Here is a 13209-nt window from a genome sequence, read left to right on the forward strand (position 1 = left end):
TGCGGCTCGGGGGCGGGGCGTGGGCGGGCGCGGGATTTCAGTGCCGCGCGGGGGTGAACGTCATGCGCCGGTCGGCGGGTGAGTAGCCGCTCAGCGTGATGGTCGGCCCGTGCGTGGGCACCGACGGGTCCGGGAAGTCCGCCGGCAGCGGCTTGTTCCCCTCCGGTCGCCGGTCCATGGTGGGGAACGGCGGCGGGAAGGGCGCGGTCTCCTCGATCTGCTGCTGGTAGAACTGCAGCCAGCGGCAGTTGTCGAAGGTGACCGCCCCGATGACCCGGCCCTGATAGCCGTAGACGCCGGTGAACCTGCGCTCGTCGCGCGAGCCCTGGGCGATGAGGATCTCGGTGCCCATCGAGGGCACCCCGACCGATTTGATGTTCACGCCGAACTGCGACGACCAGAACGCCGGAACCCACAGGTGGGGGCGCCGGTCCACGCTCTCGCTGAGCATGTTGTGCGCGGCCGTCTCGGCCTGGGCGACCGCGTTGCCCCAGTGCTCCAGGGAGAGGAACTGGTAGCCGAACAGGGCGTGCGGGGAACGTGCCACGTCACCCGCCACGTAGATGTCGTCGGTGACGATGCCCCGGACGTCGAAGGCCCGGCAGCCCGCGTCGCAGGCGATGCCGCGCGGACCCGCGCCGAGTCCGGACCCGGCCAGCCATTCGGTGTTGCGCATCGCGCCGAGGGAGACGACGACCACGTCCGTCTCCAGCGTGGTGCCGTCCGACAACTGGGCTGCGCGGACCCGGCCGGTGGAGTCGCCCTCCAGGGCGGTCACCATGATCCCGGTACGCAGGTCCACCCCGTGCTCGCGGTGCATGTCGGCCGCGACCTCGCCGATCACCCCGCCGAGGGCGCCGACCAAGGGCGCCGCGCCGCGTTCGGCCACGGTGACCTCCAGGTCGCGCTCGCGGCAGGCGGAGGCGATCTCCGAGCCGGTGAATCCGGCCCCGATCACCAACACCCGGCGCGGGCCGGCCGCCAAGGCGCGCTCCAGCCCCACGGCGTCGTCGCGCGTGCGCAGGATGAAGACCCCGCCCAGGGCGGCCTGGTCCTCGTGCGGCCAGGGCCGGGCGCGGACCCCGGTGGCGATCAGGAGCCGGTCGTACTCGACCGCGTCGCCGTCGGCGAGGAGCACCTTGCGCCCGGCCATGTCGAGGCCGTTCGCCGCCACGCCCAGGCGCCACTTCGCGTCGATGTCCCGACGGCGGGGGAGCAGGGTGTGCTCGGCGGTCGCCTTCCCAAGGAGCACCTGCTTGGACAGCGGAGGCCGGTCGTACGGTTCGTACGGCTCGTCGCCGATCATCGTCAGGGACCCGGCGAAGCCCTCGTCGCGCATGGTCTCGGCGGCCCGCAGGCCCGCCAGGGAGGCCCCGACGACGACGATGCGCCCCTCACGCTTGAGCCGGTCCAGGGAGGTGTCACCGCTCACGGCTCGCCTCCGGTGTGGACAGGACCGGGGCCCCCGGCCCCGACAGCGACCCGTTCATGGTGTCCACGAGGATGGCCCGGACCGGGCACGCGTGGACGGCGCGTTCCACGTCCTCCCGCTGACTGTCATCGGCCTGCGGATCGTAGAGCAGCGACTCGTCGCCGTGCATGGCGAACACTTCGGGTGCGAGGAACGCGCACTGCGCGTACCCCTGACAGCGGTTGAGGTCGACGACAAGCCTCATGAGGCATCAGCCCTTCCGTGGCCCGATCACCCCCGTGATCCCCCGATTTCCAGCATGCACGTGCCGGACGGGGGCCGCCTGCCGGGAGGGTCAGTGCCTGCTCGCGCGCAGGATGTAGAGGCTGACGACGAGAGCCCAGGCGGGGAAGACCAGCTCGGTCCACGGAACCGCGGACCCGGTCAGGATCAGGACGAGCCCCACCGCGTAGCCGAGCAGGGTGAGCGGGCGCGGGAAGACGCCCAGGCGCCGTCCGATGGTCGAGGTGGCCAGGACGAACACGGCCGCCATGCGCATCGCGTACGTCGTCAGCATCGTGTACGCGAAGGAACGGCCGAAGTCGGTGGGCGGCGAGGCCTCCTGAAGGACGGTGCCGGCCGCGGCCCCCGCGACGAACATGGTGGCGGTGAAGACGAACCCGCTGCCCAGGAAGACGGTCGCGAAGAACCGGTCCTCGGCGTCCCCGGTGTGCTCGCGCAGGGCGCCCATGAACCAGAGGAAGAAGATCCCCGCGAACGGCACGATCTCCAACGCCGTGCGCACGGCCCACCGCCGGTCGGACGGCACCGGGCCGTGGGCCGGGTCCGAGGCGGGGACGGCGTAGCGGATCAGGACGATCGACGCGGCCAGCAGCAGCGCGAACAGGATCCCGGCCGCTCCGGCGGCGCGGGGCGTACCCATCCGAGCGGTCGTGGTCTCCATCCATCCAGCAAGCGGCAGCGGCCGCGGCCCCGCCACCCGGCGCACCCGTGGGGGTGAACCGGGAGCGGGCCCGCGGCCGCCGCCGGGCCGGAGGTCAGCCCACCGGCTCCGGGACCGGTTCGGAACGCTCCGCTTCGGCGCCCTCGTGGTTGCCGAACGAGGCCACCGCCACCGCGCCGGTCACGGCCAGCACGAAGCCGAGTACGGCCAACCACGCCAGGCCCGGCCGGGAGGCGTCGCCGAGCCACAGCACGCCGATCGCCCCGGGCAGGACGGTCTCGCCGACCACGAGGGCGGCGGTGGCCCCGTTGACCGAGCCGATCTGGAGGGCGATGGTGTGCAGGTACATGCCGCCCGCGCCGGCGAGCACGATCGCGTAGAGGGCGGGGTCGCCCAGCAGCGAGCCGAACTCGAAGGGCTCTACGCCGTTGAGGATCCGCACCCCGACGCCGAGCGCGCCGAAGGCCAGGCCGGACAGCAGACCGGCCAGGATCGCGGCGCGGCCGCCGAGGAGGCGCACGGCGACGGTGCCGCCGAAGATGATCAGCGCCGTCACGGCCAGCAGCCACCAGTGCGTGGCCATCGGCGCGTGGTGGCCGCCCTCGTGCCCGGCGGCCGTGGCGAGCAGCACCAGCGCCGCACAGACGACCCCGATGGAGGTCCACTCCTTGCGCGTCAGCCGGATGCCGAGCATCTTCACGCTCAGCACTGCCGTGATGACCAGGTTGGCGCTGATGACGGTCTGGGAAAGGAACAGCGGCAGCATCCGGGCGGCGAGCGCCCCGAGCCCGAAGCCGATGAAGTCGAGGATGGTGCCGACGATGAACTCCCAGGTCATCGCGGCTTTGGCGGTGGATGTGAGATTCGGTCCGCCGTGCGCGGTGACCCCGGCGGCGGCCGGCGACATCCGGGCGGCCCGACGTGATCCCACGGCTTGCAGGACGGATCCCGTGCCGTAGCAGATCGACGCCGCGACAGCGGTCAGCAAGCCTATGAGCACAGAGGGCTCCGTTCACGTCTGGCAGGTTCTGCGTACCTCTGCCAGACGCGCGAACGCGGCCCGAAGTTGCCTCGCGGCGTCAGCCGGTTGCCGCGGCCATCGCCGCGAGCGCGGCGGGCACCTCGTCCACGGAGTCCACCAGGGCGATGCGCGACTCCATCGACCGGCCCCGGGCCAGGGCCCGCAGGAGGGGCCAGGCGGGCAGTTCCTCGGTCCAGTGCGCCCGGTCGACGAGGACCATCGGCCTGGGCTCGCCCCGGGAGGAGTAGTAGTTGGGCGTCGCGCAGTCGAAGATCTCCTGCACCGTGCCGGCGGCGCCCGGCAGGAACACCACACCCGCGTCGCACCGGGCCAGCAGCCCGTCCTCGCGGGTGGCGTTCGCGAAGTACTTCGCGATCGAGCCGGCGAAGGCGTTCGGCGGCTCGTGTCCGTAGAACCAGGTCGGGATGCCGACCGAGTTCCCGCCGGCGGGGAAACGCTCCCGTACGGCGAAGGCCGCGCGGGCCCACTCGGACACCGAGGGTCTGAAGGAGGGGGCCTTCGCCAGTGTCTCCAGGGCTTCGCCGAGGGCCTCGTCCGGGGCGGGCGCCAGGTAGGCGCCCAGGTTGGCGGCCTCCATCGCGCCCGGGCCGCCACCGGTGGCCACCGTCAGCCCGGACCGGGACAGGCTCCGCCCCAGCTCGGCCGCGCCCCGGTAGTCGGCGTGGCCCCGGACCATGGCGTGGCCGCCCATGACCCCCACCACACGGGCGCCGACGAGGTGCTCGTCGAGGGCGTCGGAGACGGAGTCGTCGTGGAGGGAGCGCAGCATCGAGGAGTAGACGTCCCCGTCGGCCTGAGTCTCCTGGAACCAGGCGTACGCCTGGGCGTCCGGGGTGGCCTCGTAGCCGTCGGCCAGGCCCGCGAACAGGTCCTCGGGCGAGTAGAGCAGTCCCCGGTAGGGGTCGAACGGCAGGTCGGGGACCGGCGGGAAGACGAGGGCGCCGTCCGCGCGGACCTTCACCGAGGCGTCCGGCTCCATGGCGCAGCCGAGGAACACCGCCGCGGAGGTGTCCGCGGACAGCAGGGCGAAGGTCCGCTCCAGCAGGTTGAGGGACTGGACGCGGTAGCCGCTCAGCGAACCGCGTGCGACCACGCGGTCGAATTCGGCGAGCGTCTCGATCTCGATGTCTGCGTTGACCATTCGGCCCACACTAAGGGCTCATCCGGTCAGCGGGTCAGCGCCAGCGACGTCAGCTGCGCCACACCCCAGCTGAGGGGTACGCACACGGCGAGCAGGGCAGAAGCACGCAGAGTTGCCGCCGTACGCAGCACCGTTCCGGGTGCGCCGAGGTCAAGCAGCATGGCCCGGGCGGAGGAGCGTTCCTGCCGGGCCTCGACCGCGGATGTGAGCAACGTCGCGGCCGCGCACAGGGCCACCAGGACGGCGGCCGGCCCGGTGAGCGGGCCCAGCGGTGAGAGGGGTCCGACCCGCTCGCGCAGGGCCACGGCGGTCAGGGCCGCCGCGCCGATGGCGCAGAGCACCCCGAGCGGCCGGCCGAGCCGGGGCGCCTCCTCCTGGAGGGCCCGCCCGGCCAGCAGCCGCAGCGCGCCCGGGCGGACGGCCTGGACCAGGGCTCCGCAGGCGTAGGCCAGTCCGGGACCGGCGAGGGCGAGGCCGGCCACGATCAGGGCCCAGCCGGCCGGCATGGCGGCGCCGTCCGGTCCGGCGTACGCCTCGACGGTGAGCCCGCTGGCGGTGAGCGCCACCCCCCACGGCACGCCCGTCTGGGGGGACGGGGCGGTGCGGGGGGCGGGCCGGGGGCGTACCGCGAAGGCCGTCGCCGCGGAGGCGGTGAGGGGGATCAGGGTCAGCAGGGTGAGGGCGCCGGCCACCGGAAGGGGCTGGTCGGCGTGCAGGAGCCGGGCTCCTGCGCCGTCGAAGGGAAGCCCGGCGAGGTCGCCGCGCAGGTGCAGGAACGCCGCCAGGGCCAGGGCGGCCCCGAGGGCGCAGGCCACGGCGGTGGAGACGGCCGCGACCAGACCGAGGCCCACGGGCCCGAGCCCGACGGCGTCCATCCCCTCGCGGGGGCGGGTCGCCGGGTCGGTCCGGGCCACCGCCACGGCGAGGTGGATGGTGGCGGCCAGCGGCACCAGGGCCCACAACAGGCGGGGGAACGATCCGGCGGGCCGGGCCGTCGCCTCCGCGAGGACGTACAGCAGCAGGAATCCGGTACCGGCCGCGGCGGCGGCGACGAGCAGCCGGCGCACCTGGACCAGGGGCCGGGAGCCGCGGGCTAGGCGGAGAGCGAGCACGCTGCCTGGTCCTCCGTGGTCCGGGGGGAAACGGCGGCCTCGGAGGTGTCCGGGCGCCCGTCGAGCAGGGGCAGGCTGCGGTCGGCCGCGGCCGCGGTCTCCTCGTCGTGGGTGGCGAGGAGCACGGTGATCTCGTGGGAGCGGGCGGCCGTGGTGAGCGTACGGAGCAGCAGCGCGCGCTCGGCGCGGTGCAGCGGGGCCGTGGGCTCGTCGGCGAAGAGCACCGCGGGCTGTCCGGCCAGGGCCCGGGCGAGGGCGACCCGCTGGGACTCGCCGCGGGTGAGGGCGCCGGGGCGCTTGCGGGCGAAGGCGCCGATGTCGAGGCGCTCCAGCCATTCGCAGGCGGCGTTGCGGGCGGCCCGGTGGGGGACCCCGGCGATCAGCAGGGGCAGGGCGGCGTTCTCCCAGACCTTGAGTTCGGGCAGCAGCTGCGGCTCGGGCCCGATCCAGGCGAAGCGGTCGCGTCGCAGGCGATCGCGGGCCACCGCGCTCAGGGTGTGGACGGGGATGCCGGCGAAGGAGACCTCGCCCTGTTCGGGGACGAGCTGTCCGTTGAGGCAGCGCAGCAGGGTCGTCTTCCCGCTGCCGCGCGGGCCGGTGACGGCCACGATCTCGCCCTTGCGGACTCCTGCTGAGACTCCGATGAGGCCGGGTGAACCGTTGTGGGAGTAGTGAAGGGACCGCGCCCACAGGACATCGTCGCTGTCGGGTGGGGCAATGTCCGGAGCCACCATGGCGTACACCTCCGTCCGGGGGAACGAAGCGGAGCCCTTTCGGTCACTGGCGCCGCAATGAGATGTAAAGAGATGAACGTCTTGGATGGTGACAGCACGCGGCCCGGACCCCCACGTTCTCACTCGAACGGAGGATCCGGGCCGTCTGGTCGGACGTGCGCGAGGCCTGGAAGGGCCTCGTTCAGTGCTGTGCCTACAGCTTGGTCCACGCCTCGGTGAGCACCGAGCGCAGGATCCCCTCGATCTCGTCGAAGGTGCCCTGGTCCGCGATCAGCGGCGGGGCCAGCTGGATGACCGGGTCGCCACGGTCGTCGGCGCGGCAGTACAGGCCGTTCTCGAAGAGCGCCTTGGAGAGGAAGCCGTAGAGCACGCGCTCCGTCTCCTCGTCCGTGAAGGACTCCTTGGTGACCTTGTCCTTCACGAGCTCGATGCCGTAGAAGAAGCCGTTGCCGCGGACGTCGCCGACGATCGGAAGGTCGTGCAGCTTCTTCAGGGTGTTGAAGAAGTTGCCCTCCTGATCCAGCACGTGCTGGTTCAGGCCTTCCTTGTCGAAGATGTCGAGGTTGGCCAGCGCCACCGCGGAGGACACCGGGTGTCCGCCGAAGGTGTAGCCGTGCAGGAAGGTGTTGTCGCCCTTGTAGAAGGGCTCCGCGAGGCGGTCCGAGATGATGCAGGCACCGATCGGGGAGTAGCCCGAGGTCATGCCCTTGGCGCAGGTGATCATGTCCGGGATGTAGTCGAACTTGTCACAGGCGAACATCGTGCCCAGACGGCCGAAGGCGCAGATCGTCTCGTCGGAGACGAGGAGCACGTCGTACTCGTCGCAGATCTCGCGCACCCGCTGGAAGTACCCGGGCGGCGGCGGGAAGCAGCCACCGGCGTTCTGTACGGGCTCCAGGAAGACGGCGGCGACGGTGTCGGCGCCCTCGAACAGGATCTCCTGCTCGATCTGGTCGGCGCACCAGCGGCCGTAGGCCTCCGGGTCGTCTCCGTGGATCGGGGCGCGGTAGATGTTGGTGTTGACCACCTTGTGCGCGCCGGGGACCAGCGGCTCGAAGGGGGCCTTCAGGGCCGGCAGACCGGTGATGGACAGGGCGCCCTGCGGGGTGCCGTGGTAGGCCACCGCGCGGGAGATCACCTTGTACTTGGTGTGCTTGCCCTGGAGCTTGAAGTACTGCTTGGCGAGCTTCCAGGCGGTCTCGACGGCCTCGCCGCCACCCGTGGTGAAGAAGACCTTGTTCAGGTCGCCGGGGGCGTAGTGGGCGAGGCGCTCGGCGAGCTCGACGGCCTTGGGGTGCGCGTACGACCAGATGGGGAAGAACGCGAGTTGCTGCGCCTGCTTGTAGGCGACCTCGGCCAGTTCCTTGCGGCCGTGACCGGCGTTGACCACGAACAGGCCCGCGAGGCCGTCCAGGTAGCGCTTGCCCTTGTCGTCCCAGATGTAGGTGCCCTCACCCCGGACGATGGTGGGGACGGGCGAGTTCTCGTAGGACGACATGCGGGTGAAGTGCATCCACAGGTGGTCGTACGCGGTCTTGGAGAGGTCCTGGCTCACGGTTATCTGGTTCCCCACATGTAGGTCTGCTTCTTCAGCTTCAGGTAAACGAAGCTTTCGGTTGATCGCACGCCGGGGAGCGTGCGGATCTTCTTGTTGATCGTCTCCAGCAGGTGGTCGTCGTCCTCGCAGACGATCTCCACCATGAGGTCGAAGGACCCCGCGGTCATCACGACGTACTCGCACTCGGCCATGTTGGTCAGTGCGTCGGCGACCGGGTCGAGGTCGCCCTCGACGTTGATGCCGACCATGGCCTGGCGTCGCAGGCCCACGGTGAGCGGGTCGGTGACGGCGACGATCTGCATCACGCCCTGGTCGAGGAGCTTCTGGACGCGCTGACGTACGGCTGCCTCGGACAGGCCGACGGCCTTGCCGATCGACGCATAGGGACGGCGACCGTCCTCCTGCAGTTGCTCGATGATCGCCAGGGACACAGCATCGACCGAAGGGGACGGTTGTCTGTTCCTGGAATCTGCGCTTCGACTGACCACGACCTCACTGTGCACGAGGAGTCGTCTGTTCCGCAACCCTTGAGCGATGAAATCCGTTGTTCGAGGGATCCGGGAGAACGGATTTCGTAGTTCAGGCTGTCCCGCTCTGTCGAAAGCGTCGGCCGAGGGGCTAGGCTTGAGTGGTTGTCTCAATCGTTGGACATGTGATCAGGAGAGTGGCTGTAGTGACCACCGAACTGCGTCGTCTGCGCAACTACATCGGCGGAGAGTTCAAGGACGCCGCCGACGGGCGGACCACCGACGTGGTCAACCCCGCCCTCGGCGAGGTCTACGCGACCGCCCCGCTGTCCGGCCAGGCCGATGTCGACGCCGCCATGGCCGCGGCCGCCGCGGCCTTCCCGGGCTGGCGCGACACCACCCCCTCCGAGCGGCAGAAGGCCCTGCTCAAGATCGCGGACGCCTTCGAGGCGCGCGCGGAGGAGCTGGTGGCCGCCGAGTCGGAGAACACCGGCAAGCCGCTGGGCCTGACGGCCAGCGAGGAGCTGCCGCCGATGGTGGACCAGATCCGCTTCTTCGCCGGCGCCGCCCGCCTGCTGGAGGGCCGCTCGGCCGGCGAGTACATGGACGGCATGACCTCGATCGTCCGCCGTGAGCCGGTCGGCGTCTGCGCCCAGGTCGCGCCGTGGAACTACCCGATGATGATGGCCGTCTGGAAGTTCGCCCCGGCGATCGCCGCGGGCAACACCGTCGTCCTGAAGCCCTCGGACACGACCCCGGCCTCCACCGTGCTGATGGCCGAGATCATCGACTCGATCCTGCCCAAGGGCGTCTTCAACGTCGTGTGCGGCGACCGCGAGACCGGCAGGGCCATGGTCGAGCACTCCACCCCGGCGATGGCCTCCATCACCGGCTCGGTGCGCGCGGGCATGCAGGTCGCCGAGAGCGCCTCCAAGGACGTCAAGCGCGTCCACCTGGAGCTCGGCGGCAAGGCCCCCGTCGTGGTCTTCGAGGACGCCGACCTGGCCAAGGCCGTGGAGGACATCGCGGTCGCCGGCTACTTCAACGCCGGCCAGGACTGCACCGCCGCCACCCGTGTGCTGGTGCACGAGTCGATCCACGACGAGTTCGTGGCCGCGCTCGCCAAGGCCGCCACGGACACCAAGACCGGGCAGCCGGACGACGAGGACGTGCTGTACGGCCCGCTGAACAACCCCAACCAGCTCAAGCAGGTCGCGGGCTTCATCGAGCGCCTCCCCGCCCACGCCAAGGTCGAGGCGGGCGGCCACCGGGTCGGTGAGAAGGGGTACTTCTACGCCCCGACCGTGGTCTCCGGCCTGAAGCAGGACGACGAGATCATCCAGAACGAGGTCTTCGGCCCCGTCATCACCGTCCAGTCCTTCACCGACGAGGCCCAGGCCCTGGAGTACGCGAACGGTGTCGAGTTCGCCCTCGCCTCCTCCGTGTGGACCAAGAACCACGGCCGCGCCATGCGGATGTCCAAGAACCTCGACTTCGGCTGCGTGTGGATCAACACCCACATCCCGCTCGTCGCCGAGATGCCCCACGGCGGCTTCAAGAAGTCCGGCTACGGCAAGGACCTCTCCGCCTACGGCTTCGAGGACTACACCCGCATCAAGCACGTGATGACCTCGCTCGACGGCTGAGCGGGCGGCGGCGGTGAGGTGCTCCGCGCACTGACCACCGCAGGGCCTTGAAGGGGCGGGCAGTAGACACCTTGTCTATTGCCCGCCCCTTCGCGTTGTCCGAGGCTGTGCCCATGCCTGAACTCGCCTTCTCCCGCCGCGCGGCGCTGCGCGGCCTCGGTGCCGCGGGCCTGCTGGCCGCCCTCGCCGGCTGTGGTGTCCCCGCCGCCTACGTCCCGGAGGAGCGCCGCCAGGGCCAGGACCTCTCCGGCCGGGACCGAAGCCTCGCCTTCTCCAACTGGCCGCTCTACATCGACACCGACGAGGAGGACGAGGAGCGCCGGCCGACGCTGGCGGCGTTCACCGAGCGGACCGGCATCGAGGTCCGCTACACCGAGGAGATCAACGACAACGACGAGTTCTTCGGCAAGATCAGCCCGGCGTTGATGAACCACCAGACGACGGGTCACGACCTCGTGGTGGTCAGCGACTGGATGGCGGCCCGCTTCGTCCACCTGGGCTGGGCCCAGAAGATGGACCGCTCGAAGCAGTCCAACGTGGCCGGGAACCTCGACCCGCAGCTGCGTTCCCCCGCCTTCGACGAGGGCCGCCTGCACACCGTGCCCTGGCAGTCGGGCATCACCGGCATCGCCTACAACCGCAAGGCCCTGGGCCGGGAGATCAAGTCCGTCAAGGACCTGTGGCAGCCGGACCTCGCGGGGAAGGTGACCCTCTTCTCCGGGCTCGACGAGTCCTTCGCCCTGCTGATGCAGGGCAACGGCGTCGACGTCACGCGCTGGACCGAATCCGACTTCCACCGGATGTGCGACCAGGTCGAGAGCATGGTGAGGAAGAGGCACATCCGCCGCTTCACCGGGAACGACTACACCTCCGACCTCAGCAAGGGCGACGTCCTGGCCTGCCAGGCCTACTCGGGCGACGTCATCCAGCTCCAGGCCGACAATCCCGACATCGAGTTCGTCGTTCCCGAAGAGGGCGCGGAACTCTGGGCGGAGAGCCTGCTCATCCCCAACCTGGCCCGTCACAAGGCGAATGCCGAGGCCCTCGTCGACTACTACTACGACCCCGCCGTCGCCGCCGAGCTGGCCGCCGCCGTCAACTACGTCTGCCCGGTGCCGGCCGCCCGCGAGGTCTTGGCCGCCTCCCCGGACAAGGAGACCGCCGAACTGGCGGAGAACCCCCTGATCTTCCCCGACGACGACATGCGCGAGCACCTCGTCGTGGCCCGGGACATCTCCTCGGCCGAGCGGCAGTCCTTCGCCAAGCGTTGGAACGCCATCGTCGGGTTGTGATCACGGTCCGGACACAGAACTGAACATGTTCAGAGAATTGGCTGAACGTGTTCAGTTCCTCGGCGTACGCTTCCCTCCATGAGCGAGAGAAGCGCCCTCCTGCGGCGGATCCGTGCCTGGCTTGCCCTGTTCCTCGTCTGCCTCGTACTGAGCGGACTCACCGCCTTTCCCCTGGTCGGCGAAGTGCACTGGCTCAACACGCTGGTCTCCAACGACTGGTTGCGGCGGGTGGGCGACGGGCTCGACCGGGCCGACGCCGAGTACCCCTTCCTCCTCTACGGCACCGACTGGCTCGCCTTCGCCCACCTGGTGATCGCCGTCTTCTTCTACGGCGTCCACCGCGACCCGGTACGCAACATCTGGATCGTCGAAGCCGGCATGGTCGCCTGCGCCGGGATCGTCCCGCTGGCCCTCATCTGCGGCCCCCTCCGGGGCATCCCCGTCGGGTGGTCGCTGATCGACATCTCATTCGGCGTCTTCGGAGTGATCCCGCTGCTGATCCTGCGACGCATGATCAAGCGCCTGGAAGCCCTGCCGGCCTGAGTCGGCCCCGCTCCTCGGGGAGTGCCCCGCTACTCGGCGAAGGCCGCCAGGACAATGGCCTGGGCCACCTCGTTCATCTCCCGCCCCTTGGCATCGGTGGAGTTCACCGAGTAGACGAGGGTTCGGGACAGGTCGCGGGTGGCGCCGATGACGGTGTTGTAGCCGTAACGCCCACCGGTCTTCCCCCAGGCCACCTTCCCCCCGGGCAGCACGAACCTCTTCAAGCCGGCCGTCTGGTCCGCCGGAGGTCCGTCCTGCTGGTCCAAAGGGACGTTCGGCTGGTAGATCGACACCTCGGGCACGGTGAACATCTCCTCCAGCAGGGGCTTCGGCACCACCTCCCCGCCGAACAGCGCCACGGTGAAACGCTCCAGATCGGCCGTCGTCGATATGAGGTCCCCGGACGCCCAGTTGGGTGTCGAGTTCCACTCCGTCACGTCGACCGGCGAGCTGCTCCCGTCGGCCTGACGCACCGCCTGGTAGCCGCGGTTGTGCGGACCCGCGATCCAGGTCTGGGTCCGCGCCGGGAACGAGGTGTGGCGCAGGCCCAGCGGCTTGAGGATCCGCGCGGCCACGGCCTTCTCGTACGTCGTGCCCGTCACCTTCTCGATCAACAGGCCCAGGACCGTGTAATGGATGTTGCCGTAGTCCTGCATTGTGCCGGGGTCGAAGGCGGGCCCTTGGGCCGCCGCGTCGGCGATCAAGGCGTGCGGGTCCACCACGTCGAAGCGGTGGGCGTACGCGTCGGAGAAGGCATCACCCGACGCGTCCCCCGAGGCGGCGTCACCCGGCCCGTCGGGGGACCGCAAGCCGCTCGTGTAGTTCAGCAACTCCTTTACCTTGATGGGCAGGAAGCCTCCCTCGCCACCGGGCAACAGCCCCGGCAGGTACTCCTGCACCGGCCGGTCCAGGTCCAGCCGGCCCTCGTCGGCCAGCTGGAGCACCACCGCCGCCGTGAAGGTCTTCGTCACCGAACCGGCCCGGAACCGGCCGTCCTCGATCGCCTCGCGTCCCTTGCGGATGTCCGTGACACCGGCATGGCCGTGCCACCCGCCGCTCGTCCCGCCGACCCGGACCAGAGCCGCCGTGGCGCGCTCGTCGTGAGCCCCCACGCCCGCGATCGCGTCGCGCAGGGCCCGGGCGTCGGGTGGGGAGGAGAAGACGGGCGGGGCGACGCCGATCGAGACGGGCGCCGGCGACGGAGCGGCCGCGGCGACCGCCACCGGTCCGGTGACGACTCCCAGAACCAGAGCGGCGGCGGCGATCCACGTGCGGGTGCGAGCCTTCATGGTGGTGATC

Annotated in this window: 13 protein-coding genes; 3 read left to right on the forward strand and 10 right to left on the reverse strand. The window is 70.7% G+C overall.

The genetic code is table 11. From position 1 onward, the window contains the following. Positions 1–37 precede the first annotated feature (37 nt). The 9 genes from ACIOD1_RS28120 to ACIOD1_RS28160 form a co-directional block, all read right to left on the reverse strand. Positions 38–1432, reverse strand: a complete 1395-nt coding sequence (locus ACIOD1_RS28120; RefSeq protein ID WP_365623111.1) for an FAD-dependent oxidoreductase — start codon at positions 1430–1432, stop codon at positions 38–40. Further along, the gene (locus ACIOD1_RS28125) at positions 1422–1676 is read right to left on the reverse strand and encodes a ferredoxin (RefSeq protein ID WP_365623110.1); all 255 of its coding nucleotides are present in this window, start codon (positions 1674–1676) and stop codon (positions 1422–1424) included. Before ACIOD1_RS28125 ends, ACIOD1_RS28120 begins: the two co-directional genes overlap by 11 nt. Positions 1677–1766: 90 nt before the next feature. Continuing rightward, positions 1767–2375 (reverse strand): hypothetical protein, encoded by a 609-nt coding sequence (locus tag ACIOD1_RS28130; RefSeq protein ID WP_365623109.1) that lies wholly within the window; start codon positions 2373–2375, stop codon positions 1767–1769. Positions 2376–2469: 94 nt separating this feature from the next. Next, the gene (locus tag ACIOD1_RS28135) at positions 2470–3375 is read right to left on the reverse strand and encodes a hypothetical protein (RefSeq protein WP_401905356.1); all 906 of its coding nucleotides are present in this window, start codon (positions 3373–3375) and stop codon (positions 2470–2472) included. 79 nt (positions 3376–3454) lie between these two features. After that, positions 3455–4558 carry an LOG family protein gene (locus ACIOD1_RS28140; protein ID WP_365623107.1) on the reverse strand — a complete coding sequence of 368 codons (1104 nt, stop codon included), beginning with the start codon at positions 4556–4558 and terminating at the stop codon, positions 3455–3457. A 26-nt stretch (positions 4559–4584) separates the two neighbouring features. Beyond that, positions 4585–5670, reverse strand: a complete 1086-nt coding sequence (locus tag ACIOD1_RS28145; protein ID WP_365623106.1) for a hypothetical protein — start codon at positions 5668–5670, stop codon at positions 4585–4587. After that, positions 5652–6404 (reverse strand): ATP-binding cassette domain-containing protein, encoded by a 753-nt coding sequence (locus tag ACIOD1_RS28150; RefSeq protein WP_365623105.1) that lies wholly within the window; start codon positions 6402–6404, stop codon positions 5652–5654. The genes ACIOD1_RS28145 and ACIOD1_RS28150 overlap by 19 nt, the downstream gene beginning before the upstream one ends. A gap of 193 nt (positions 6405–6597) precedes the next feature. Beyond that, positions 6598–7977 (reverse strand): aspartate aminotransferase family protein, encoded by a 1380-nt coding sequence (locus tag ACIOD1_RS28155; protein WP_365623104.1) that lies wholly within the window; start codon positions 7975–7977, stop codon positions 6598–6600. After that, positions 7962–8465, reverse strand: a complete 504-nt coding sequence (locus ACIOD1_RS28160; RefSeq protein WP_365623252.1) for an Lrp/AsnC family transcriptional regulator — start codon at positions 8463–8465, stop codon at positions 7962–7964. The genes ACIOD1_RS28155 and ACIOD1_RS28160 overlap by 16 nt, the downstream gene beginning before the upstream one ends. A gap of 170 nt (positions 8466–8635) precedes the next feature. Here ACIOD1_RS28160 and ACIOD1_RS28165 point away from each other — a divergent pair, with 170 nt between their 5' ends. From ACIOD1_RS28165 to ACIOD1_RS28175, 3 genes are all read left to right on the forward strand, one after another. After that, complete coding sequence (locus ACIOD1_RS28165) at positions 8636–10075, forward strand: gamma-aminobutyraldehyde dehydrogenase (protein ID WP_365623250.1); 1440 nt, start codon at positions 8636–8638, stop codon at positions 10073–10075. A gap of 113 nt (positions 10076–10188) precedes the next feature. Beyond that, positions 10189–11367, forward strand: a complete 1179-nt coding sequence (locus ACIOD1_RS28170) for a spermidine/putrescine ABC transporter substrate-binding protein (RefSeq protein WP_401905361.1) — start codon at positions 10189–10191, stop codon at positions 11365–11367. 78 nt (positions 11368–11445) lie between these two features. After that, a complete protein-coding gene (locus ACIOD1_RS28175; protein WP_365623102.1) occupies positions 11446–11910 on the forward strand; it encodes a hypothetical protein in 465 nt (154 codons plus the stop codon). Between the two features lie 29 nt (positions 11911–11939). Here the strand turns inward: ACIOD1_RS28175 and ACIOD1_RS28180 are convergent, their stop codons facing one another. Then, positions 11940–13199, reverse strand: coding sequence for a serine hydrolase domain-containing protein (locus tag ACIOD1_RS28180; RefSeq protein WP_401905364.1), 1260 nt, complete (start codon positions 13197–13199; stop codon positions 11940–11942). Positions 13200–13209: the final 10 nt, after the last annotated feature.

The sequence above is a fragment of the Streptomyces sp. NPDC088097 genome, from assembly GCF_044741845.1.
Classification (GTDB): Bacteria; Actinomycetota; Actinomycetes; order Streptomycetales; family Streptomycetaceae; genus Streptomyces.

Coding starts and splice junctions, on each gene's coding strand:
- ACIOD1_RS28125 (WP_365623110.1), bottom strand. CDS start 1,676: ATGAGGCTTGTCGTCGACCTCAACCGCTGTCAGGGGTACGCGCAGTGC.
- ACIOD1_RS28130 (WP_365623109.1), bottom strand. CDS start 2,375: ATGGAGACCACGACCGCTCGGATGGGTACGCCCCGCGCCGCCGGAGCG.
- ACIOD1_RS28140 (WP_365623107.1), bottom strand. CDS start 4,558: ATGGTCAACGCAGACATCGAGATCGAGACGCTCGCCGAATTCGACCGC.
- ACIOD1_RS28150 (WP_365623105.1), bottom strand. CDS start 6,404: ATGGTGGCTCCGGACATTGCCCCACCCGACAGCGACGATGTCCTGTGG.
- ACIOD1_RS28170 (WP_401905361.1), top strand. CDS start 10,189: ATGCCTGAACTCGCCTTCTCCCGCCGCGCGGCGCTGCGCGGCCTCGGT.
- ACIOD1_RS28175 (WP_365623102.1), top strand. CDS start 11,446: ATGAGCGAGAGAAGCGCCCTCCTGCGGCGGATCCGTGCCTGGCTTGCC.
- ACIOD1_RS28180 (WP_401905364.1), bottom strand. CDS start 13,199: ATGAAGGCTCGCACCCGCACGTGGATCGCCGCCGCCGCTCTGGTTCTG.